The organism is Cellulosimicrobium sp. AB352 (assembly GCF_049538415.1).
GTDB lineage: Bacteria > Actinomycetota > Actinomycetes > Actinomycetales > Cellulomonadaceae > Cellulosimicrobium > Cellulosimicrobium funkei.
Genome location: NZ_JBMVFX010000024.1, coordinates 17,606 through 38,527 on the forward strand (window position 1 = coordinate 17,606; position 20,922 = coordinate 38,527).

The window sequence follows — 20,922 nt, forward strand, 5'->3', positions numbered from 1 at the left end:
GGGGACCTGCGCCGACCGGCGGGACCTCACCGCACGTCGTCGGGGCCGGCCTCGTGGCCGGGGCGCCCCACCGTGCGCCGGTCCTGCTTCATCCGGGCCTCGAACAGGTGCCGCGCGCCGCCCGCGAGCTCGTCGCGCGCGGCGCGCTCGTGCTCGCGGAACGCCGACCAGTAGCCGTCGTCGTACTCCTCGACGAGCTGGAACGTCCAGCGGCCGGGGACGACGTTGCGCCCCACGAGGTCCGCCTCGATCCGGTCCGCGACCTCCGCGTGCCCCGCGGCGCGCAGCTTCTCGACCGCGTCGCCGAGCGCGAGGTCCGCCTCCCCGGTGAGCTGGTGGAACGTGTAGAGGTGCCCGCGCGCGCGTTCCGTCGTCTCGAGCGCCTCGCTCAGGGCACCGAGCGCCTCGACGGTCGCGTCGCTCACGCCGTCGGGCACGGGACGGCCGGGCAGGTCCGCAGGATTCCGGGAGGTCTCGTCGCTCACGCGGCCACGCTAGGCACGGCCCGCCGGGCCCGCACGCGCTCGTCGGCGACGGCCGCCGTCCCGAGCGACGACCGCCACCCCGCGCTCGTGGGCAGGCTGTGACAGGGTTGGACCCGCCACCCCCGACCGAGGACAGCGCCCCGAGCCATGCCACAGACCGCACCCGTACCGACCGTCCCGAGCGAGCCGACCCCGAGCCAGCGCCCCCACCGGGCCGCGCGGCTCGAGGACCGTTGGCGCGCCGTCGTCTCCCGCTTCCAGAAGGCCCGCGGGTGGCGCCCGCGCGTCGAGCCGTTCGCCGGCTACGGGAGCCCGCGCCGCGTGCGCGTGCTGGGCCGGGTGCTGCTCGCGAGCCCCGCGTTCGACCCGGCGCTGCACGAGCGCGAGTCCGCGGACCGCCGCGGCTGGCGCTACTTCTTCACCGCCCCGGCCCCGCGCGAGGAGGTCCGCGTGCGGGTGGGCAGCACGACGGTCGACCTCGTGTCCGACCGCGGCGGCTACCTCGACCGGGTGATCGACGTCGACCTCGCGCCGGGCTGGCACGACGTCTCGTTCCGGACGTCGGCGGGCGCGACGGCGACCGGCAGGGTGTTCGTCGTGGCCGACGGGCGCCGGCTCGGCGTCGTCTCGGACATCGACGACACCGCGATGGTGACCGCCGTCCCGCGCCCGTTCATCGCGGCGTGGAACACGTTCGTGCGGCACTCGAGCGCCCGTGTGCCGGTGCCGGGCATGGCGGCGCTGTACCGCGGCATCGCGACGTCGCGGCCCGGCACCCCGTTCGTCTACGTGTCGACGGGCGCGTGGAACACCGCCGCCAACCTGCGACGCTTCCTCCAGCGCCACGGCTTCCCGCCCGGCCCGCTGCTGCTCACCGACTGGGGCCCCACCAACACGGGCTGGTTCCGCAGCGGCCCGGAGCACAAGGACACGTCGCTCGACCGGCTGTTCCGCGAGCTGCCCGACGTCGACTGGCTGCTGATCGGCGACGACGGCCAGCACGACCCCGACATCTACGCGCGCGCCGCGCGGCGCCACCCGGGCCACGTCGCGGCCGTCGCGATCCGCGAGCTGACGCCCGCGCAGCAGGTCCTCGCGCACGGCTCGCCGCTGCCCGCGCCGGGCAGCCTGCCGGGCGACGTCGGGGGCGTCCCGACGGCGCACGGGCCCGACGGCGACGCGCTCACCCGCTCGCTCGCCCAGGTCCTGCGTCGCTGAGACCGGTGCCGTCGGTCCTCCGCGGTTCCGGATGCCGCGCCCCGGCGGGAGTGGTTGCCTGAGGACATGACCACGCCCGGAGGCCCGTTCCCCACGCCCGACCCCGAGCCCGCGCCGACGCGCCGCACGTGGCCGTGGATCGTCGTCACGGTCGTCGCGGTGCTGGTGATCGCGCTCGTCGTGTGGCTGGTCAACCGCCCGACCGACGACGGCCCTGCCGTCGAGACGCCCGCGCCGTCGACCAGCGCTCCCGCGAGCCCGTCCCCCACCGACGCGGCGTCGCCCACCGACGGCGCCTCGACCCCCGCCGCCGAGGGGTGCCCCGCGACCGGCGACGGCGTCCCCGCCGGGGCGGGCACGCACGAGATCGTCGACGTCGACGGCGACGGCCGCCCGGACACGGCGTGGCTCACCGGCGGCGCGGACCGCACGTTCGGCATCACGACGGCGTCCGGCGCCACGTTCTCCGCACCCGTCGAGTCGGCGAGCCCGCAGCCCGCGAGCGCGATCGTCCAGCTCGTCGCGGCGGGCGACGGGACCGCGCCGATCGCGCTCGTCGACACCGGCCGCGAGGTCCTGCTGCTCTCGGCCGCCGACTGCGCCCTGACGCCGACGCAGAACGCGCAGGACGAGCCCTACACGTTCGACAAGGGCTTCACGGGCTTCGGCACGGGCGTCGGCTGCACCGAGGTCGACGGCGCGCTGCGCCTTGCGGGCTTGAACGCCGTGCCCGACGACGGCTCCACCTTCACGGTGTCGCGCACCTTCGTCGACCTCGACACGGGCGCGAAGGTCGCGACGAACGGCGAGGAGGAGACGGTCGCCCAGGACGCCGCCGCGGACGACCCGGTCGTCACGACGGCGCAGGAGACGAGCTGCGGCGACCTCGTGGCCGGCCAGGACGGCCCGGTCGAGCCGCAGTAGCCCCGCCGAGCCGCAGCAGCCCCGTCGAGCACGACCTTGCTGTCGTCACCAGGCCGATGCCGACAACAAGGTCGTGCTCGACGGGGAGCAGGCTCGGGGTCGTCACCGCACCGGGGGTGTCTGCGGCGGCGGTCAGCGAGCGTGAGCGGTCAGCGGGCGTCGGCGAAGCGGTCCAGCTGGCTCGGCGACAGCGTGACGTCGCGCGCGGCCATCGCCTCGTCGACCTGCTCGATCCTGCTCGCCCCGACGATGGGCGAGATCCCCTGGCTCATGAGCCAGGCCAGGACGACCTGGTTCGGCGTCGCGCCGGTCTCCCGGGCGACCTCGTCGAGCACGCGGAGCACCCGCTCGGTCCCCGGGTGGGCGTAGCCCGCGGAGAACGGGCGGTCCGCACGGGTGTACCCGCCCATCATCAGGGGCGTGTAGCACCACAGGTCGAGCCCTTCCGTGCGGGCGTGGTCGAGGTCGTCCGGGGTCAGGAGCTTGTGGCCCGCCTCCGGGACGGTCGTGCCCGGGCGGGGCTGCACGAGGGAGTGCCGGAGCTGCAGCGCCGACCACTCGGCCACGCCCTGCCGACGCGCGAGGTCGCGTGCCTGCTGCACCCGCCACGACGCGTGGTTGGCCGCGCCGATGCGGCTCGCACGACCCTCGGCCACGGCCTCCCCGAAGGCGGCGACCGTCTCGCCGAGGTCGACCGTCCGGTCCTCCGCGTGCGCCCACAGCAGGTCGACGTGGTCGACGCCGAGGCGGTCGAGGCTCCCGTCGAGGCCCGCCCTGACGGCGGACGCGGAGAGGCCCTCCGCGCTCTCGGGCCACGCGTGCGCGACCAGCGGGTCCTGCCGGACCTTGGTGGCGAGCCCGACGGCGGAGCGCACCCCCGGGTTCGCCCGCAGCCAGGCGCCGAGCACGCGCTCGCTGGCGCCGCCCAGCCCGCTCGGGTCGGTCCAGAAGGCGTAGCAGTTCGCGGTGTCGAGCCAGTGGCCGCCCGCCTCGACGAAGCGGTCGAGCAGCCGGAACGCGGTGGACTGCTCCACGCGCGTGCCGTGGTCCATGGTCCCGAGGACGATCTGAGGAGCGTTCATCTGTGCGGTCATGCCCCGATGCTCGATGCTGGAGCGCGCTCCAGGTCAACAGGTGCTCGACGGCTCGGCCGGCTCCCCTTCGACGCTCGGGCCCGGGCTCTCTCCCGACTGCTCGCGGTAGTACGCGATCTTGTCGTCCAGCACGCCGAGCGCGAGGTCGATCCGCGCCCTGCGCTCGCGGAGCTCCCGCCGATGGCCCTGGAGGAACGCGACCCGGTCGGCGGGGCTCCCCTCGCGGCGCAGGAGCGAGGTGAACTCGCGCAGCTCGGCGATCCCCAGCCCGGCGTCCCGCAGGCACGTCACCAGCCCGATCCAGAACAGGTCGTCGCCGTCGTAGGCGCGGTGCCCGCCGGCCGTCCGGGCGATCGGCCCGATGAGTCCCTCCCGCTCGTAGTAGCGGAGCGTGTCGAGGCTGACACCTGCTCGGGCGGCGGCCGCCTGCGGTGTGAGCGTGTCGGACATGAGGAGCCTCTCTCTGCACGATCGGTACCCGACCCTGATTCTGGGTCCTGGTGCACGCCCCAGGTCAATGCCGGGCCCGGGCTCCCCCGCGCCCGCACACCCGGCACGTGCCACGGCGGCGGAGCCAGTAGGCGTAGGTCGCCGCGCCGAGCGCGAGCGACCAGACCGGCCACAGGAGCGTCGGCCCGACGGCGCCCCACGAGTCCGCCGTCAGGGCCAGCCGGCTCTCGCCGAACCCGAGGACGATGAGCGAGAGCCCCGCGGGGAGCACCGCGACCGCGACGACCGTCGCGGGGACCACCGCGAGCCCGACCGGCACGCGGCGGCCCGCGAGCCCGACCGTCCAGCGCGGGAAGACCTCGCCCCAGCGCTGGAACAGGCCGAGCGTGAGCACCGCGCCGACGAGCGCGAAGCCGCCCAGGCCGAGCGCCGCGACCCAGCCGTCGTCCCCGGCGAGCTGCGCGACGTCGTCGGGCGAGAAGCCGAGCGGGATGCCGAGCACCCAGGCGATGCGCGTGACCGCGTAGAAGGTGGGGATCGCGGCGGCGACGAGCGCGGCCGTCCGGCCCCAGCGCGCCGCGGCGGCGGGCGTGGTCCACGCCGGGTCGCGGCCGTCGTGGCGGCGCCCGCAGGACGCGCACGCCCCGGCCCCGCGGCGCACGAACCGCCACGTCGAGGCGACGAGCAGGGCGCCGCCGCCGAGGAGCGCGAGCTGCGTGAGCGGGCCGGCGCCGAGGAAGTCCTCGAACGCGGCGCGGATCACGGGGTCGAACGGCGCCATGACGAGCGTGACCGGCAGGTACCCGAGCCGGGCGAGGATCGACGCGTCGGTGAGGGCGAGCACCCCGGCCGAGACGACCGCGGTCGCCGCGACGGTCAGCGCGCGGTCCGCCCGGGCGACGGGACCGCGCCGTCCGCCGAGCCACGCGCGCAGCGCGGTGGCCGCACCGACGAGCGCGAGGACCGCGACCCACGGCGTGAGGGTCGCGCCCGGGACCCTGCTCAGGGCGCCGAACGACAGGTCGTTCGCGGCACCGACGGCGAGCGTGCCGCCGGTCAGGGTGACGACGAGCGCGACGACGCCGCCGAGGGTCCACCACGCCGCTGCGGCGGGGGCGACCCAGCGGCCACGGGACGGCCGCCCGGGACGGGCGGGTGGTCCGCCGCGGGTGGACGGTCGGTGGTCGTCGGCCGACGGCGCGGGTGCCGGCGTGCGGTCGGACAGGGGCGGGTGCGGTGTCGAGGTGGTCATGCCTCGACGCTCCCGGACCCCGCCCGCCAGCGGATCCCCCGGCGCGGCGAGCCCGCTCCCCCGCGCGGGTGACCGCGCTCCGGCGCGACCGGTCCGGCAGCGACCGGCCGGCGCGTCAGGGGATCAGTCGCGCGGGCGCGCCCGACGCAGCGCCCGGAGGGCGCCCGTGGACCAGAGCGCCCACGCCACGAGCACGGGCTGGAAGAACAGGCGCCCGAACCGCTTGGCGTCGGTGTCGAGGCCGAACCCGTCCTGGTGCTCGAGCCACTGCCCGACGTTCCCCGGGAAGATCACCACGAAGAACGCGGCGGCGACGAGCCCCACGGCGACGCGCCACCGGGACAGCACGACGAGCGACCCGCCGAGCGCGATCTCGACGGCGCCCGACGCGAGCACCGTCACGTCGTCGTCCACGGGGAACCAGGACGGGACCTGCGCCTGGAACTCCTCGCGCGCGACCGTGAGGTGGCTGATCCCGGCCCCGACCAGGGCGAGCCCCAGCGCGACGCGTGCGACCGTCGCGACGGGCGGCACGGGCGGGGCGGGGCGGGTGAGCACGGAGAGGTCCATGGCGCGATCGTCGCACCGGGGCGGTCGGCGCGCGCGTCAGCCCGCCCGCACGAACCCCGACTCGTACGCGCGCACCACGGCCTGTGTGCGGTCCCGGACGCCGAGCTTGGCGAGGACGTTGCCCACGTGCGTGCGCACGGTCTCGACGCCGAGGTAGAGCTCGGCCGCGATCTCCGCGTTCGACAGCCCCTGCGCGACGAGCCGCAGCACCTCCCCCTCCCGCTCGGTCAGGCGCGCGCCGCGCAGCGCGTCGCCCGTGGGCGGGTGCGCCGTCGCGAGGCGTCGCACGGCGTCGGGGAAGAGCAGCGACTCGCCGCGCGCGACGACGCGCACCGCCTGCGCGACCTCCTCCGGGCGAGCGCGCTTGAGCAGGAACCCGTGCGCCCCGGCCCGGAGCGCGTCGAGCACGTGGTCGTCGTTCTCGAAGGTCGTGAGCACGAGGACGCGTGGTGCGCCGTCGCGCGCGAGCAGCGCCCGCGTCGCCGCGATCCCGTCGACGCGCGGCATCCGCACGTCCATGAGCACGACGTCGGGCCGCGCCCGCGCGACGACGCCCGGCACCTCCGCGCCGTCCCCCGCCTCGCCGACGACCTCCAGGTCCGGCTCCGCGTCGAGGATGACGCGCAGCCCCGCGCGCACGAGCGGCTCGTCGTCGACGAGCACCACGCGGACCGTCCCCGTCACGGGACCGCTCCTGCCCGGGCCCGCGCTCATCGCGACGACCCCGCGCGCGGGAACGTCGCGCGCACGACCCAGGCGCCGCCGTCGGGCGCGGGACCGGCCGCGACCTCCCCGCGCAGCAGGTGGGCCCGTTCGCGCATGCCCGCGAGGCCGCGGTGCTCGCGCGCGGCGCCGTCGGGTGCCCGACGCCGCGCGCCCGCCCCGAGCGGGTTGCGCACCTCGACGACCAGCGCGTCACCGGGACCGGGCGCCACCTCGACGGCGACGGGCTCGCCGGGCGCGTGGCGCAGCGCGTTGGTCAGCGCCTCCTGCACGACCCGGTACGCCTCCTGCGACACGGCGCGCGGGACGTCAGGCAGCGCGGCGCCGTCCCGCGCGAGCCGCACGTCGGCGCCCGTGCCGCGCGCGTCGTCGAGCAGGGCGTCGAGGTCGGCGAGCGTGCGGGCCGGGGCGCGGGGCGGCGCCCCCGGGACGTCCGCGCGCAGGAGGCCGAGCACGTGGTCGAGGTCCGCCATCGCGCTGCGGCCCGTCTCCTCGATCGCGGCGAGCGCACGGCGCGCCGCGGGCGGGTCGGAGTCCAGCAGGCGTGCCGCCGCGGCCGCCTGGAGCGTCGTGACGGTCAGGGCGTGGCCGACCGAGTCGTGCAGCTCGCGCGCGAGCCGGCCCCGCTCCGCCGCACGGTCAGCGGCCGCCTCCAGCTCCGCGATCTGCTCCGTCTGGTCCGGGCCGAGCAGCGGCAGGGCCGCCTGGCGCAGCACGGCGCGCGCGAGCACCACGACGTACGGGACGGCGAGCAGCACGAGCACCGCGGTGAGCAGCCACGTCCACGCGGGCAGCGCCTCCCACGGTCGCCAGTCGGCGAGCAGCACCGGCTCGACGCCCGTCGCGGACAGCACGAGCTGCGTCGCGACCGGGACCCCGAACAGCACCACCACCACGACCGCGGCACCGAGGGCCAGGTGCAGCGCGTACCAGGCCGCGGCCCGCCAGCGCGTCGCCGCGCCCGGCGGGGCGGCACCGGCCGCGGGCAGCGGCACGTCGACGTCGAGGAACGTCCGCGCCGCCGCGATCTCGAGCGTGCGCACGGGCGCGAGGAACGGGGGCGTGCTCGCGAGGACCGCCGTCACGAGCGCCAGGACGACCGTCGCGACGCGCGGCGTCTGGAGGGACGCGAACATCTGCACGAACCCCGCGACGAGCACCACGTACGCCCCGGCGACGACGCCGCCGACCACGAGGAGCACCCCGGCGCGCACGGTGGCCGTGCTGCGCAGCGGGGCGAGCACCCGTCCCCACCCTCGCGGCGGGCGCGCGTCGGTCGTCATGGCCCCCAGTCTCACCGCGCCGCCCGCGCGGCACATCCCCTCGACGGGGGAACCGCGACGTGCGCGACGCCGCGCGCCCCGGCACGCCCGCTGGTCCAATGGGAGCGTGATCGGGTTCTGGTGGGGCCTCGTCGGGGCGTCGTCGCTGCTCCTCGGGGCCGCGCTCGTCTTCTGGCGCCCGCCGGGCCAGCGGCTCGTCGGGCTCGTCATGGCGTTCGGCTCGGGCGTGCTCATCAGCGCCGTCGCCTACGACCTCGTGGAGGACGCGTCGACCCGCGCGAGCGGGCTCGTCCTGCTCGCGGGCCTCGCGGGCGGGGCGCTGACGTTCTTCGTCGGCGACCGGATCATCGACCGGATGGGCGGCGAGGGCCGCAAGCGCTCCACGGGCGTGCAGAAGGAGTCGGTCCAGGCCGCGGGCGGCACCGGCGGCGCGGCGATCGCGCTCGGCACCGTGCTCGACGGCATCCCCGAGTCCGTGGTGCTCGGCGCGACGCTCATCGGGGGCGGCGGGGTGAGCGTCGCGATGCTCGCCGCCGTCTTCGTGTCCAACCTGCCGGAGGCGATGTCGGCGACGGCGGGGCTGCTCAAGGCCGGCACGAAGCCGTCGCGGCTGTGGGCGCTGTGGGGGTCGACGACGCTCGTCTCGGCGCTCGCGGCCGGGGTCGGCTACCTCGCGCTCGACAGCGCGTCGCCCGCCGTCGTGGCGGTCACCCAGGCGTTCGCCGCGGGGGCGCTGCTCACCATGCTCGTCGACACGATGATCCCCGAGGCGACGGAGTTCGGCGGACCGGTCACCGGGCTCGTCACGGTGCTCGGGTTCGCGACGGCGTTCGGGCTGAGCTCGATCGGCGGCTGACCGCCGTCAGGCCGCGAGGTCCTGGCCGCTCATGCGGTGGATCGACGCCATGACCTCGTCCGTGAGCTCGCGCCGCGCCTGCGCCGGCTTGGTCCCGGCCGTGATCTGGCGCTGCGGGTCGATGGGCTTGCCGAAGTGCACCTCGACGCGGTGCAGGCGCGGGATCCGCTTGCCGACCGGCTGGACCTTGTCCGTGCCGCGCACGGCGACGGGGACGACGGGCGCGTGCCCGGCGAGCGCGAGCCACGCGACGCCCGTGCGGCCCGGGTGCAGCTTGCCGTCGCGCGAGCGCGTGCCCTCGGGGTAGATCCCGAACGCGCCGCCGCGCTGGAGCACCTCGAGCGCGTCCTCGAGCGAGCGCTGCCCGGCGCGCGGGTCGTCGCGCTGGACGGGGATCATGCCGATCGTCGTGAAGAACCACCGCGACAGGCGGCCCTTGATCCCGCGGCCCGTGAAGTACTCGGCCTTGGCGAGGAACGTCACGTGCCGCGGCGCGACGATCGGGATGAGCAGCGAGTCGATGAACGACAGGTGGTTGCTCGCGAGGATCACCGCACCGTGGCGGGGGATGTTGTTGCGTCCTGTCACCTGGGGCCGCAGCAGCACGTAGGCGAGCAGCGACAGGATGAGCCTCAGGACGCGATAGGTCATCCGTTCATTGTGCACCGTCCGGGGCGCACGTCCGTGCACGCCGTGGACGACGACTCACCCGTCGGCGCGCGCCCCCACCGCCGCACCGCGCCGCACCCGGCCCCGCCGGGTGACGAGGTACACGGCGAGGATCACGGCCACGAGACCCGCGGTGGACACGAGCTGGGCGCGCGCGGCGGCGTCGGTCAGCATGAGGACGGCGAGCGCCGCGAGACCCACGAGCACCGCCCACGTGAGCCACGGGAAGCCCCACATGCGCAGCGTCATCGGCTCGCCCGACGCGCGGGCCTGCGCCTCGATCCGACGGCGGAGCCGCAGCTGCGAGACGGCGACGAGGACCCACACGACGAGCAGCGCGGCGCCCACGGCGTTGAGCAGGATGCCCAGCAGCGCCTCCGGCAGGAGCCAGTTCAGCCCGACCGCGACGAGCGCGAAGAACACGGAGACCAGCACCGACACCCAGGGGACGTCGCGCCGCGACACGCGCCGCAGCGCGCGCGGGCCGTCGCCGCGCCCGGCCAGCGAGTAGGCCATGCGCGACGTGCCGTACACGTTCGCGTTGAACGCCGAGAGCAGCGCGACCACGACGACGACCTCCATGACGCGCGCCGCGCCCGGCAGCCCGGCGAGGTCGAGCACCGCGACGAACGGGCTCTCGGCGAGCAGCGGCGAGTCCCACGGGAGCACGAGCACCATGATCGCGACCGAGCCCAGGTAGAACACGAGGATCCGCCACACGATGCTGCGCGTCGCGCGCGCGACGGCGGTGCGCGGCTCGCGCGCCTCGGCGGCGGCGATCGTGACGATCTCGATGCCGCCGAACGCGAAGACGACGACGAGCAGCCCCGCCGCGATGCCGCCCCATCCCTCCGGGGCGAAGCCGCCCTGGCCGAGCAGGTTCGACGTGCCGACGGGCTCCGTCCCGGGCAGCAGGCCGAGCACGAGCAGCACGCCGACGACGAGGAACCCGACGATCGCCGCGACCTTGACGAACGCGAACCAGAACTCGAGCTCGCCGAACTGCCGCACGCCCCACAGGTTGATCACGGCGAACACGACGACCACGGCGAGCGCGACGCCCCACTGCGGCACGTCGGGGTACCAGCCGGTGACGATGCGCGCGGCCCCGGTGATCTCGGCGCCGAGCACCATGACGAGCATGAACCAGTACAGCCAGCCGAGCAGGAACCCGGCCCACGGCCCGAGCGCCTCCTCCGCGTAGACGGAGAACGACCCGCTCGCGGGGCGCGCGCTCGCCATCTCGGCGAGCATCCGCATCACGAGGATGACGACGACGCCCGCGATCGCGTACGACACGAGCACGGCCGGGCCGGCGGTGGCGATCCCGACGCCGGAGCCGAGGAACAGCCCGGCGCCGATCGCGGAGCCGAGGCCCATCATCGTGAGGTGCCGTGTGCGCAGCCCGCTGCCCAGGTGGTCGGCGCCGGGGTCGGCGCTCGGGTCGGCGCCGCTGTCGACGGTCGCGTCGCCGGTCGGGCCGGTCGTGGACGGCCGGGTCTCGGCCGGGGCCCCGCTCGCGGACGGTGCCGGGCGTTCGGGCGTGGGGGTGCTCATGGTGCGGTCCTGCGGTCGGGGTCGGGACGCCGTGCTCGACGCCGACCCACGACGCTACACGGCCCGAGCGCGACGACGCCCCGCACCCGGCGTGAGGGACGCTCGGGGTGCGGGGCGGCGTCGGGCACGACGCTGTGCCGCGCTACGGGGTCGCGGTCCGCGGGAGCGGGGCGACGGCGTGCTGGCGCGGCGCGGCGGTGCCGTCGCCGGGCGTGGCCGGGTCGCCCGCTCCGGCGGCGGTGCCGGCCTGTCGTCCGTCCCCGTCCGGCGCCGGGGCGTCGGGCGTCGGCGCCGCGGCGTCGACGGCGACCGGTCGGCGCGTCGAGCCGTTGAGGACGCCGTCGTCCTGGAGGTCCTCCAGGTCGTCGTCGTCCACGGCGTTCGCGCCGTGCTCCGCCCCGGCCGCGAACACGGACGGGTCCGGCGGCGTGCCGAACTTCAGGTGGTTGAAGAGCAGGTTCAGCAGGATCGCCATGACCGCGGCCGAGCTGATGCCCGAGTGGAAGATGATCCCGAACCACGTGGGGAACTGGTCGTAGAAGTCGGGCTTGGCGATGGGGATCATCCCGAACGAGATCGACGCCGCCACGATGATGAGGTTCATCGGGCGCGAGTAGTCGACCTTGGCGAGCGTGCGGATGCCCGACGCCGCGACCGAGCCGAACAGGACGACGCCCGCACCGCCGAGGACCGGCGTCGGCACCGCGGCGACGACGCGGCCGAGGACGGGCAGCAGGCCGAGGATCACGAGGATCGCGCCGCCCGCCCCCACGACGAACCGCGACTTCACGCCCGTGATGGCCACGAGACCGACGTTCTGCGCGAACGCCGACTGCGTGAAGGACCCGAAGAACGGCGACACGATGGACGACGCCATGTCGGCACGGAGGCCGTCGGCGATGCGCTTGCGGTTCACCTTGGTGCCGACGATCTCGCCGACGGCGATGATGTCGGCCGTCGTCTCGGTGAGTGTCACGAGGATGACGATGAGCATGGAGATGATCGCGGCGATCTCGAACGTCGGCGCCCCGAAGCCGAGGAACGACGGGAACGCGGCGACGGGGCCGTCGCCCACGCCGGAGAAGTCGGCCTTGCCCAGCGCGAGGGCGATGAGCGTCCCGACGACGATCGCGATGAGGATCGACAGGCGCGAGATCGTGCCGCTGCCGACCTTGGACAGCAGGATGACGATCGCGAACGTCAGCGCGGCGAGGCCGATGTTGCTCACCGAGCCGTAGTCGGGCGCGCTCGCGTTGCCGCCCATCGCCCAGTTGGCCGCGACGGGCATGAGCGTGAGCCCGATCGTCGTGATGACGACGCCCGTGACCACGGGCGGGAAGAACCGGATGATCTGCGCGAAGAACGGCGTGATGAGCAGGCCGATCACGGAGGCGACGAGCACCGCGCCCAGGACGCCCGGGATCCCTCCCCCGCCGTTGACGATCGCGACCATCGTGGACACGCCCGCGAAGGACACGCCCTGGACCAGCGGCAGCTGGGACCCGAAGAAGGGGATGCCCACCGTCTGCAGGATCGTCGCGAGGCCGCCGATGAAGAGGGACGCTGCGACGAGCATCCCGATCTCGGCGCCGGTCAGGCCCGCGGCGCTCCCCACGATGAGCGGCGGGGCGATGATGCCGCCGTACATCGTGAGCACGTGCTGGAACCCGTACCCGAACGTCGACCCGATGGGCAGCCGCTCGTCCTCAGGGCGTACCGGACGCAGTTCGGCGCCGTCCGTGGCCTTCGTGGCTCGCGCGTTCATAGCGGACCTCCTCGTCAGCTATCGTTCCGCTTGGCGGAAAACTACTTCCACTATTCGAACGCCAAGTGTGACCCGTGTCAAGTCCCCGACGACAACTCGTCCGCGGCCGGGCGAGGCGCGGGCACCCCGACGGCCGCGCGTCCGGTGCGGCAAAGCGCTGGCACCACGTCGCGCGCGCTCCCTACGCTCCAGCGGTGACCACGAGCCTGCGCCCCTACCGCCCCGCCGACCTCGACGCGGTCGTCGAGCTGTCGCTGCGCGCGTGGGAGGGCGCGTTCGCCTCCTGGCGCGAGATCCTCGGGGAGCGCCTCTACGACCTCGCCTACCCCGACTGGCGCGGCAGCCAGGCGGCGGAGGTGCGGGGCGCGTGCGAGAAGCACCCCGCGACGACGGTCGTCGCGGAGCGCGACGGCCGGGTCGTCGGGTTCGCCACCACGGTGCTCGGCGAGCCCGCGCCGGAGGGCACGCGCACCGCCGACCTGGAGATCATTGCCGTCGACCCCGACGTGCAGGGCGACGGCATCGGCCGCCGGCTCGTGGAGGCCGCCCTCGCGCTCATGCGCGACGCCGGGTGCGCCTACGCCAACGTCTGGACCGGCGGCGACCCGGGCCACGGCGCCGTGCGCGCCCTGTACGAGTCGAGCGGCTTCACCGCCCTGCCCGTCGTCCACTACTACCGCGAGCTCTGAGCCGGCGGGGACGCCCGGGCGTCGGCCCGACCCGTCCCCGCCGGCCGCGGCTCACCCCGCGACGAGGCGCCGGGCCGCCGCCGAGTGCTCGGCCGCCAGGGCGCCGAGGTCGAGCCCGGGGATCGCGCCGTCGACGACGCGCCACGCGCCGCCCACCATGACGCGGTCCGCGCGGTCGGCGCCGCACAGCAGGAGCGCGGCGACCGGGTCGTGGGCGCCCGAGAAGCGCAGCTCGTCGAGCCGCCACAGCGCGAGGTCGGCCTGCTTGCCGACCGCGAGCACGCCGACGTCGTCCCGCCCCAGCACGCGCGCCGAGCCCCGCGTCCCCCAGCCGAGCGCACGGGTCACGGGGATGTCCGCGCCGTACCGGAGGCGCTGGAGGTAGAGCGCCTGGCGCGCCTCGAGGATCATCGTCGAGGCGTCGTTCGACGCCGAGCCGTCGACCCCGAGACCGACCGGCGCGCCCGCGTCCTCCAGCTCCACGGCCCGGGCGATGCCGGACGCGAGGCGCATGTTCGACGTCGGGCAGTGCGCGACGCCGGTCCCCGCCGCCCCGAGGCGGCGCACCTCGTCGTCGTCGAGGTGGATGCCGTGGCCGAGCCAGGCGCGGTCCGTGAGCCAGCCGACGGACTCCAGGTAGTCGACCGTGCGCATCCCGAAGCGCTCGCGGCAGAAGTCCTCCTCGTCGACCGTCTCGGCGAGGTGCGTGTGCAGGCGGACGTCGAGCTCCTCCGCGAGCGCCGCGCTCTCGCGCATCGCGTCGGTCGTCACGGAGAACGGCGAGCAGGGCGCGAACGCGATCTGCACCTGCGCCCCGGCGCCCCGCTCGTGGTACGTGTCCACGAGCCGCCGCGAGTCCGCGAGGATCGTGTCGAGGTCCTGGACGACCGACTGCGGCGGCAGGCCGCCGTCGTCCTGGCCGAGCGTCATGGAGCCGCGCGTGAGGGTCGCGCGCATCCCGAGCCGCCGGACCGCCGCGACCTGGAGGTCGATCGCGTCGTCGAGACCGTCCGGGAACACGTAGTGGTGGTCGGCCGCCGTCGTGCAGCCGGAGAGCAGGAGCTCGGCGAGGGCGACGGTCGTCGCGAGCTCGTGGTCGCGCGGCGTGAGGCGCGCCCAGACCGGGTAGAGGCGCTGCAGCCAGGGGAAGAGCGGGGCGTCGGCGACCGGCCCCCAGGCCCGCGTGAGCGTCTGGTAGAAGTGGTGGTGCGTGTTGATCAGGCCTGGCGTGAGCACGTGCTGCGACGCGTCGAACGTCTCGTCGACGGGAGCGGACGGCTGCGCGCCGGCCGCGACGAGCTCGACGATCACCCCGCCCTCGACGACGAGGCCGCCGCGCGCGTCCGGGGCGCCCGGGGAGTCGTCGGCGGTGAACACGCCGAGCGGGTCGCGGACCCACGTCCTGGTCGCTGCGTCGGTGCTGGTCATGGTGCCTCCTGGTGGCTCATCGCTCACCGGGGCGCGGCTCCGGCGCCACGGTGCGCCGGCTCAGTGGTCCTGTCTGCCGATCCAGGTGCCGCGCGTCACGCGGCCCGGCCGACGCTAGGCCGGGCCGCGACCGCCGTCAAGATGCGCCCGCCGCTTCCCGCGCGCGACCTCGGCCGCTGCGCCATCCTGGTGCTCGCCGCCGCCGACCACCGGGAGCCGTCCGTGAACGTCTACGCCCCGCTCGTGCCGGTGTTCGTCGTCGCCCTGGTGGCGCCGCTGCTCACGGGCCTCATGCCCGTGCGGTCGCGCGTCCCGCAGGTCGTCGTGCTGCTGCTGGGCGGCATCCTCGTCGGGCCGTCCGCGCTCGACCTCGCCACGCCCGACGACGTCACGCTCCTCTCGGACCTCGGCATGGGCTTCCTCTTCCTCCTGGCCGGGTACGAGCTCGAGCCGAGCCTCCTGCGCGAGCGCGTCGGTCGGCGGGCCGGAGCGGCGTGGCTGACGTCGCTCGTCGTCGGCGCCGTGCTCGTCCTCGCGATCGTGGGCCACGACTCGCCGCACGCCGTCGCGGCGGGGGCGATCGCGCTCACGACGACGGCGCTCGGCGTGGTGCTCCCCATCCTGCGCGACGGCGGTCAGCTCGGCTCGCGGCTCGGCCGTGCGGTGCTCGTGGTCGGCGCGGTGGGCGAGCTCGGCCCGATCGTCGCCATGGCCGTGCTGCTCGGGACGCGCGAGAGCGGGGTCGCGGCGATCCTGCTCGTCCTGTTCGCGGTCGTCGCGGTCGCGCTGTCCGCGCTGCCGGGCCGGCTGGGGCGCCTCAAGGCACTCGGCGGCGACCGCCTCTTCAGCGCGGCGGAGCACGGGACCGGCCAGAGCACGCTGCGCCTCACGGTGCTGCTGCTCGTCGTGCTGCTCGCGCTCGCCGCGGGCCTGGGCTTCGACGCGGTGCTGGGCGCGTTCGTCGGCGGCATGGTGCTGCGACGCTGGGCGCCCGGCGACGTCGAGGCGCTGGAGAAGAAGCTCGACGCGGTCGCGTGGGGCGTGTTCGTGCCGGTGTTCTTCGTGAGCTCCGGCATGGGCCTGGACATCGACTCCATCGTCGCGTCCCCGCTGCTGCCGCTGACGTTCTTCGCGCTCATGGTGGTCGTGCGGGGCGGCCCGGTGCTCCTGTGGTTCCGGCGCGAGCTGCCGTCGGTCGAGCGCGTCCAGACCGCGCTCTACGCGGCGACCGCGCTGCCGCTGCTCGTCGCGCTCACGGAGATCGCGGTCGAGCAGGGCGCCATGACGTCGCAGGTCGGGGCGGCGCTCGTCGGCGCGGGCGTGCTGTCGGTGATCGTGCTGCCGATGGTCGCGAGCAGGCTCGGGCCGCGCGAGCCGGGCGGCCGCCCGCCCGGACCGGGCGAGCAGGGCGAGCCGGGCCCGCGCGTCGACCCGCCCGACGACGCGGCGACCGCGCGCGGGTGACGCACCCCGGGGTGCCCCGCCCGCGCGGCCGGTCGCCGCGGTCGCCAGGTCAGCCGGGTGTCAGAGCGTCCACTGCTGGGCGGTGGTGCCGTTGCACGTCCAGGTCTGCAGCCGCTGGCCGTCGTGCAGGGGCGCGCCGCCCGTGGCGTCGAGGCAGAGCCCGGACTGCGGGTTGCGCAGCGCCTTGCTCCCCGCGTCGTACGCCCACTTCTGCGCGCCGGTCCCGTTGCACGTCCACACCTGCACGGCGGCGCCGCGCGTCGTCGAGCCGTCGCGCACGTCGAGGCACTTGCCGAGCGCGCGGACGGTCCCGTCGGAGCCGCGCGTCCAGGTCTGCGCGGCGTTGCCGCTGCACGTGACGATCTGCACCGGGTTGCCGTCGGTCGGGTCCGCCCACGGGACGTCGATGCACATGCCGTTCGCGGCACGCACCGCGCCGGTCCCCGTGGGCAGGCCGGTGCCGGGGTTCCCCGGGTTCGACGAGCCCGAGCCGTTGTCGTAGACGCGCACGTAGTCGACCTTCATCTGCTGCGGGAGCTGGGTCGTGCCGTCGGGGTAGCCCGGCCACTGCCCGCCGACCGCGACGTTGAGGATGAGGAAGAACGGCTGGTCGAACACCCAGGCGTTCGCGCCGACGCTCGCGCGCGTGACGCGGTGGAACTGCTGGCCGTCGACGAACCACGTGATCTCCCCCGGCTTCCAGTCGACCGCGAACGTGTGGAACGTGTCCGCGAACGACCAGCCCTGCGGGTGCTGGTACATGCCCGTGATGCCGGAGCCGCCGGAGTACCCCGGGCCGTGCACCGTGCCGTGCACGCGGTGCGGCTCGAACCCGACGTTCTCCATGATGTCGATCTCGCCCGACGACGGCCACGGCGTCCCGGGGAAGCTCCCGCCGAGCATCCAGAACGCCGGCCAGATCCCCTGGCCCCGCGGGATCTGGATGCGCGCCTCGATGCGCCCGTACTGCGGCTGGTACTTCCCCTGGGTCGTCATGCGCGCCGACGTGTACGACCCGTCGCCCTCGCGGCGCGCGGTGATGACGAGGTTGCCCTGGCCGTCGAGCGCGGAGTTGGCGCGCGAGGCCGTGTAGTTCTGGAGCTCGGCGTTGCCCCACCCGTGCGCGCCGGTCTCGTGGTTCCAGACGGCGGGGTTCGGCGCCGAGCCCGCCGCGCCGTCGAACTCGTCGGACCACAGGAGGTCGCCGGGTGCGGCGGCGGCCGACGTCGCGGGCACGGTGACGGCGAGCGCCGCCGCGGCGGCCGTGAGCGCGGCGACGAGCGCACCCGCGAGGCGCCGCCGGGCGCGGGGTCGGGGCCCGACAGAGGTGCCGGGTGGGGTCGTGGGCGGGGTCAGGGAGCGGTGACGTGCGAGGTCCATCGTTCCTCCAGGTCCGGCGGCGGTGCCGCCTGCGTCTCGCCACGGTGCGGGACATGCTCTCGGCGCGACTCTGCACCGGGCGGGGGCCGTTCCTCGGCCCTCCGTCCGCGACCCTACGGCGGCGCGAACACGCCGAGCAAGCGCTCTCTCGGCGTGTCGTGGGATCGCTCCCATCTCGCTTCCCCGCCACCCGGGCACGCGGGCGGCCCGACCGCCCCGGGAACGCCCCGGGACGTCAGGCGGTCGCAGGGACCGCCGCGTCGAGGATCGCCTCGGCCGCCCGGCGCGCCTGGCGCGCGACGTCGAGGTCCTGCGTGATAGCCGCCGTCGTCTGGGCGCCCTCGGCGAGCAGCACGACCTGGAGCGCGACGTCGTCGGGCAGGCCCGCCTCGCGCACGACGTCGCGCGCGTACCGCTGGAACGACTCCTTGTGCTCGCGCACCGCGGCGGCGACGCCGGGCGACGTCGCGCCCAGCTCGCCGAACGAGTTGATGAACGCGCACCCGCGGAAGCCGTCCTCGCGGAACCACGCGTCGAGGAAGTCGAACACCGCGAGCAGGCGGTCGCGGGGCGTGGCCGCTCCCGCGGCGGCCTGCGCGATCCCCTCGTCCCACCGGCGCGTGCGCTGGCGCAGCACGGCCACGACGAGGTCGTCCTTGGACGGGAAGAGCGAGTAGATGCGCTTGAGCGACACCCCGGCCTCGGCGCGGACGGCGTCCATCCCGACGGACTGCACGCCCTGGGCGTAGAACAGCCGGTCGGCCGCGGCCACCACGGCCGCGCGGGCGCTCGCGTCGTCGAGCATCGCTCATCTCCTGTTCACGTCGTACCGCTTGCGCGGAGAACCATCGTTCTCTAGTGTAGCGACTCACGGGAGAACGATCGTTCTCCCGACGTCGCGAAGGGAGCACGACCATGGGGTACATCACCGTCGGGCAGGAGAACTCCACCGACATCGAGCTCTACTACGAGGACCAGGGCGCCGGGCAGCCGGTCGTCCTCATCCACGGCTACCCGCTCGACGGCCACAGCTGGGAGCTGCAGAAGCGCGAGCTGCTCGACGCCGGCCACCGCGTCATCACCTACGACCGTCGCGGGTTCGGCGCGTCGAGCAAGGTCGGCAGCGGCTACGACTACGACACGTTCGCAGCCGACCTCGACACCGTCCTCGAGACGCTCGACCTGCGCGACGTGATCCTCGTCGGCTTCTCCATGGGCACCGGCGAGCTCGCCCGCTACGTGAAGAACCACGGCCACGAGCGCGTCGCCAAGCTCGCGTTCCTCGCCTCGCTCGAGCCCTTCCTCGTCCAGCGCGACGACAACCCGGAGGGCGTCCCGCAGTCCGTGTTCGACGGCATCGTCGAGGCCGCGCGCTCCGACCGCTACGCCTGGTACACGCAGTTCTACAAGGACTTCTACAACCTCGACGAGAACCTCGGGACCCGCATCAGCGAGGACGCCGTGCACGCGAGCTGGATCACCGCGATCGGCTCCGCGCCCGTCGCCGCGTACGCGGTCGTGCCGACCTGGATCGAGGACTTCCGCGCCGACGTCGAGGCCGTCCGCGCCGCCGGCAAGCCGACCCTGATCCTGCACGGCACGAAGGACAACATCCTGCCGATCGACGCGACCGGGCGCCGCTTCCGCCAGCTCGTGCCGGACGCCGAGTACGTCGAGGTCGATGGCGCTCCCCACGGCCTGCTCGTCACGCACGCGGCCGAGGTCAACGAGGCGCTGCTCGCCTTCGTCGGGCGCTGACCGCGACGCCGGTCGGCAGGTCCGGGCGCCGGGGTGGTCCCCGGCGCCCGGCGCCACGGCCGAGTGAGCGTCAGGCGACCGTCACGCGGTAGTCGTCGGCGTCGTCGTCCCAGGCGAGGTCGACGGCGCCGGCGGCCTGCGCCGCCTTGCAGAACTGCAGGAACCCGCGGTACCCGAGCGCCTTCTCGCTGAAGTCGGGGCGCTTCTTGCGGATCGCGTTCTTCAGCCCGGACAGGACCGTCGAGCCGCCCTCCTCACGGACCACGTCGCGCACGAGCGCGAACGCCTGGTCCGTGTCGCCCTGCGCGGGCAGCGACACCTCCGGGTCGCCCGTCGCGGGGCCGGGCGCGAGCTCCACGAAGCTCCGGTCGGCGAGGAACCGCAGGAACTCGCCGAAGTTGCGGAACCCGTAGTCCGCCTCGCTGAACGTCGGGTCCTTGCGCAGCAGCGTGCGCTTGAGCACCGACGCGGTGACCGGACCGCTCGTGGACGCCTCGAGGTCGGCCAGGGTCTGCGCGACGCGCACCTCCATGGGGACGTCCTCGCCCGACGGCGCGTCGTCGTCGGCCTCGGAGGTCGTCGCGACGAGCGCGGGCTCGTCGGCCGGCTGCTCGACGGGCGTCGTCTCGCCGTCGACCTCGGCGTTCTCGGTCACGACGGGCTCGCCCCGGCGCGACGAGCGCCCGACGGCCTCGCCGAGCTCCGCGAGCGCCGCGGCGGCCGGGGTCTCGACCTCCGGCTCGGCGATCTCGGTCGCCTTGCGGCGCCCGGACGTGCGGCCGCCGGTGCGCTTCGCCTTCGCGCCACCGGACGTCGTCCCGGCGCGCCCACCGCGGACCGAGCGAGACTCCGGCTCGTCGGGGACGTCGACACCCTCGAGCCGGTCGTAGAACAGGAACTCGTCGCACGCGGGCGGCAGGAGGCGGGACGTCGACTTCTCGACGCCGACGCCGATGACGCGCTTGTTCAGCTCGCGCAGCTTGTGGACGAGCGGGGAGAAGTCGCTGTCCCCCGTGCACATGACGAACGTCGAGATGTAGTCGCGCTCGAACGCCATCTCGATCGCGTCGACGACCATCTTGATGTCGGCGGCGTTCTTGCGGGACGCCCCCATGCGCTGGGGCATCTCGATGAGCTCGACCTGGTGCCGCGTGAGCGAGCGACGGTCCTCGTCGAAGTACGACCAGTCCGCGTACGCCCGCCGCACGACGACGCGCCCGCGCACGGCGAGCGCGTCGGCGATCGGGCCGAAGTCGAACGTCATGCCGCCCAGGTGCTCGCGCGCCCCGAGCGCGAGGTTCTCGTAGTCGATGAAGACGGCCAGTCGCTCCTCGGTGTCCATGCCCGCCAGCCTAGG

At 75.1% G+C, this 20,922-nt stretch carries 20 protein-coding genes; 6 read left to right on the forward strand and 14 right to left on the reverse strand.

The window, feature by feature from the left end; all coding sequences use genetic code 11:
- Nucleotides 1-26: 26 nt before the first annotated feature.
- A complete protein-coding gene (locus ACPCUX_RS15795; protein WP_051028531.1) occupies nt 27-485 on the reverse strand; it encodes a hypothetical protein in 459 nt (152 codons plus the stop codon).
- A gap of 147 nt (nt 486-632) precedes the next feature.
- Between ACPCUX_RS15795 and ACPCUX_RS15800 the strand changes: the two genes are divergently transcribed.
- The gene (locus ACPCUX_RS15800; protein ID WP_034654949.1) at nt 633-1,703 is read left to right on the forward strand and encodes an App1 family protein; all 1,071 of its coding nucleotides are present in this window, start codon (nt 633-635) and stop codon (nt 1,701-1,703) included.
- 66 nt (nt 1,704-1,769) lie between these two features.
- Nucleotides 1,770-2,627 (forward strand): hypothetical protein, encoded by an 858-nt coding sequence (locus ACPCUX_RS15805; protein WP_423389138.1) that lies wholly within the window; start codon nt 1,770-1,772, stop codon nt 2,625-2,627.
- Between the two features lie 149 nt (nt 2,628-2,776).
- Here ACPCUX_RS15805 and ACPCUX_RS15810 read toward each other — a convergent pair whose 3' ends face one another.
- The 6 genes from ACPCUX_RS15810 to ACPCUX_RS15835 all read right to left on the reverse strand — a co-directional run bounded on the left by ACPCUX_RS15810 (nt 2,777) and on the right by ACPCUX_RS15835 (nt 7,999).
- Nucleotides 2,777-3,721 carry an aldo/keto reductase gene (locus ACPCUX_RS15810; RefSeq protein WP_216608015.1) on the reverse strand — a complete coding sequence of 315 codons (945 nt, stop codon included), beginning with the start codon at nt 3,719-3,721 and terminating at the stop codon, nt 2,777-2,779.
- Between the two features lie 33 nt (nt 3,722-3,754).
- On the reverse strand, nt 3,755-4,171 hold the full coding sequence (locus ACPCUX_RS15815) for a MerR family transcriptional regulator (protein ID WP_171468565.1): 417 nt from the start codon (nt 4,169-4,171) through the stop codon (nt 3,755-3,757).
- A 64-nt stretch (nt 4,172-4,235) separates the two neighbouring features.
- Complete coding sequence (locus ACPCUX_RS15820; protein WP_423389139.1) at nt 4,236-5,423, reverse strand: hypothetical protein; 1,188 nt, start codon at nt 5,421-5,423, stop codon at nt 4,236-4,238.
- A gap of 123 nt (nt 5,424-5,546) precedes the next feature.
- Nucleotides 5,547-5,993: a DoxX family protein gene (locus ACPCUX_RS15825; RefSeq protein WP_009864071.1), complete on the reverse strand. Its 447-nt coding sequence runs from the start codon at nt 5,991-5,993 to the stop codon at nt 5,547-5,549.
- A 36-nt stretch (nt 5,994-6,029) separates the two neighbouring features.
- On the reverse strand, nt 6,030-6,677 hold the full coding sequence (locus ACPCUX_RS15830; RefSeq protein ID WP_232322673.1) for a response regulator: 648 nt from the start codon (nt 6,675-6,677) through the stop codon (nt 6,030-6,032).
- 26 nt (nt 6,678-6,703) lie between these two features.
- A complete protein-coding gene (locus ACPCUX_RS15835) occupies nt 6,704-7,999 on the reverse strand; it encodes a sensor histidine kinase (RefSeq protein WP_144722978.1) in 1,296 nt (431 codons plus the stop codon).
- Between the two features lie 106 nt (nt 8,000-8,105).
- On the opposite strand from ACPCUX_RS15835, the gene ACPCUX_RS15840 reads away from it, so the two are divergent.
- A complete protein-coding gene (locus ACPCUX_RS15840; RefSeq protein ID WP_171468566.1) occupies nt 8,106-8,855 on the forward strand; it encodes a ZIP family metal transporter in 750 nt (249 codons plus the stop codon).
- A 6-nt stretch (nt 8,856-8,861) separates the two neighbouring features.
- On the opposite strand, the gene ACPCUX_RS15845 is transcribed toward ACPCUX_RS15840, so the two are convergent.
- The 3 genes from ACPCUX_RS15845 to ACPCUX_RS15855 all read right to left on the reverse strand — a co-directional run bounded on the left by ACPCUX_RS15845 (nt 8,862) and on the right by ACPCUX_RS15855 (nt 12,846).
- Nucleotides 8,862-9,506, reverse strand: coding sequence for a lysophospholipid acyltransferase family protein (locus tag ACPCUX_RS15845; protein ID WP_061268954.1), 645 nt, complete (start codon nt 9,504-9,506; stop codon nt 8,862-8,864).
- A gap of 54 nt (nt 9,507-9,560) precedes the next feature.
- Nucleotides 9,561-11,081, reverse strand: coding sequence for an amino acid permease (locus ACPCUX_RS15850; RefSeq protein WP_423389140.1), 1,521 nt, complete (start codon nt 11,079-11,081; stop codon nt 9,561-9,563).
- A gap of 142 nt (nt 11,082-11,223) precedes the next feature.
- Nucleotides 11,224-12,846: a nucleobase:cation symporter-2 family protein gene (locus ACPCUX_RS15855; RefSeq protein WP_423389141.1), complete on the reverse strand. Its 1,623-nt coding sequence runs from the start codon at nt 12,844-12,846 to the stop codon at nt 11,224-11,226.
- A gap of 194 nt (nt 12,847-13,040) precedes the next feature.
- Between ACPCUX_RS15855 and ACPCUX_RS15860 the strand changes: the two genes are divergently transcribed.
- On the forward strand, nt 13,041-13,535 hold the full coding sequence (locus ACPCUX_RS15860) for a GNAT family N-acetyltransferase (protein WP_423389142.1): 495 nt from the start codon (nt 13,041-13,043) through the stop codon (nt 13,533-13,535).
- Nucleotides 13,536-13,586: 51 nt separating this feature from the next.
- On the opposite strand, the gene ACPCUX_RS15865 is transcribed toward ACPCUX_RS15860, so the two are convergent.
- Nucleotides 13,587-14,963, reverse strand: coding sequence for an 8-oxoguanine deaminase (locus tag ACPCUX_RS15865; RefSeq protein ID WP_043658049.1), 1,377 nt, complete (start codon nt 14,961-14,963; stop codon nt 13,587-13,589).
- Between the two features lie 141 nt (nt 14,964-15,104).
- Between ACPCUX_RS15865 and ACPCUX_RS15870 the strand changes: the two genes are divergently transcribed.
- Nucleotides 15,105-16,427: a cation:proton antiporter gene (locus ACPCUX_RS15870; protein WP_415297474.1), complete on the forward strand. Its 1,323-nt coding sequence runs from the start codon at nt 15,105-15,107 to the stop codon at nt 16,425-16,427.
- A 60-nt stretch (nt 16,428-16,487) separates the two neighbouring features.
- Here ACPCUX_RS15870 and ACPCUX_RS15875 read toward each other — a convergent pair whose 3' ends face one another.
- Together ACPCUX_RS15875 and ACPCUX_RS15880 are read right to left on the reverse strand one after the other, a co-directional pair.
- On the reverse strand, nt 16,488-17,807 hold the full coding sequence (locus ACPCUX_RS15875) for a glycoside hydrolase family 16 protein (RefSeq protein ID WP_085387044.1): 1,320 nt from the start codon (nt 17,805-17,807) through the stop codon (nt 16,488-16,490).
- A 235-nt stretch (nt 17,808-18,042) separates the two neighbouring features.
- A complete protein-coding gene (locus ACPCUX_RS15880) occupies nt 18,043-18,612 on the reverse strand; it encodes a TetR/AcrR family transcriptional regulator (protein WP_085387043.1) in 570 nt (189 codons plus the stop codon).
- Nucleotides 18,613-18,722: 110 nt separating this feature from the next.
- Between ACPCUX_RS15880 and ACPCUX_RS15885 the strand changes: the two genes are divergently transcribed.
- A complete protein-coding gene (locus ACPCUX_RS15885) occupies nt 18,723-19,565 on the forward strand; it encodes an alpha/beta fold hydrolase (RefSeq protein WP_423389143.1) in 843 nt (280 codons plus the stop codon).
- A gap of 70 nt (nt 19,566-19,635) precedes the next feature.
- On the opposite strand, the gene ACPCUX_RS15890 is transcribed toward ACPCUX_RS15885, so the two are convergent.
- Nucleotides 19,636-20,907, reverse strand: coding sequence for an NYN domain-containing protein (locus ACPCUX_RS15890; RefSeq protein ID WP_114553626.1), 1,272 nt, complete (start codon nt 20,905-20,907; stop codon nt 19,636-19,638).
- Between the last annotated feature and the right edge of the window lie 15 nt (nt 20,908-20,922).

Coding starts and splice junctions, on each gene's coding strand:
- ACPCUX_RS15875 (WP_085387044.1), bottom strand. CDS start 17,807: ATGGACCTCGCACGTCACCGCTCCCTGACCCCGCCCACGACCCCACCC.
- ACPCUX_RS15890 (WP_114553626.1), bottom strand. CDS start 20,907: ATGGACACCGAGGAGCGACTGGCCGTCTTCATCGACTACGAGAACCTC.
- ACPCUX_RS15800 (WP_034654949.1), top strand. CDS start 633: ATGCCACAGACCGCACCCGTACCGACCGTCCCGAGCGAGCCGACCCCG.
- ACPCUX_RS15825 (WP_009864071.1), bottom strand. CDS start 5,993: ATGGACCTCTCCGTGCTCACCCGCCCCGCCCCGCCCGTGCCGCCCGTC.
- ACPCUX_RS15820 (WP_423389139.1), bottom strand. CDS start 5,423: ATGACCACCTCGACACCGCACCCGCCCCTGTCCGACCGCACGCCGGCA.
- ACPCUX_RS15805 (WP_423389138.1), top strand. CDS start 1,770: ATGACCACGCCCGGAGGCCCGTTCCCCACGCCCGACCCCGAGCCCGCG.
- ACPCUX_RS15870 (WP_415297474.1), top strand. CDS start 15,105: ATGCGCCCGCCGCTTCCCGCGCGCGACCTCGGCCGCTGCGCCATCCTG.
- ACPCUX_RS15850 (WP_423389140.1), bottom strand. CDS start 11,081: ATGAGCACCCCCACGCCCGAACGCCCGGCACCGTCCGCGAGCGGGGCC.
- ACPCUX_RS15855 (WP_423389141.1), bottom strand. CDS start 12,846: ATGAACGCGCGAGCCACGAAGGCCACGGACGGCGCCGAACTGCGTCCG.
- ACPCUX_RS15835 (WP_144722978.1), bottom strand. CDS start 7,999: ATGACGACCGACGCGCGCCCGCCGCGAGGGTGGGGACGGGTGCTCGCC.
- ACPCUX_RS15815 (WP_171468565.1), bottom strand. CDS start 4,171: ATGTCCGACACGCTCACACCGCAGGCGGCCGCCGCCCGAGCAGGTGTC.
- ACPCUX_RS15880 (WP_085387043.1), bottom strand. CDS start 18,612: ATGCTCGACGACGCGAGCGCCCGCGCGGCCGTGGTGGCCGCGGCCGAC.
- ACPCUX_RS15845 (WP_061268954.1), bottom strand. CDS start 9,506: ATGACCTATCGCGTCCTGAGGCTCATCCTGTCGCTGCTCGCCTACGTG.
- ACPCUX_RS15885 (WP_423389143.1), top strand. CDS start 18,723: ATGGGGTACATCACCGTCGGGCAGGAGAACTCCACCGACATCGAGCTC.
- ACPCUX_RS15865 (WP_043658049.1), bottom strand. CDS start 14,963: ATGACCAGCACCGACGCAGCGACCAGGACGTGGGTCCGCGACCCGCTC.
- ACPCUX_RS15810 (WP_216608015.1), bottom strand. CDS start 3,721: ATGACCGCACAGATGAACGCTCCTCAGATCGTCCTCGGGACCATGGAC.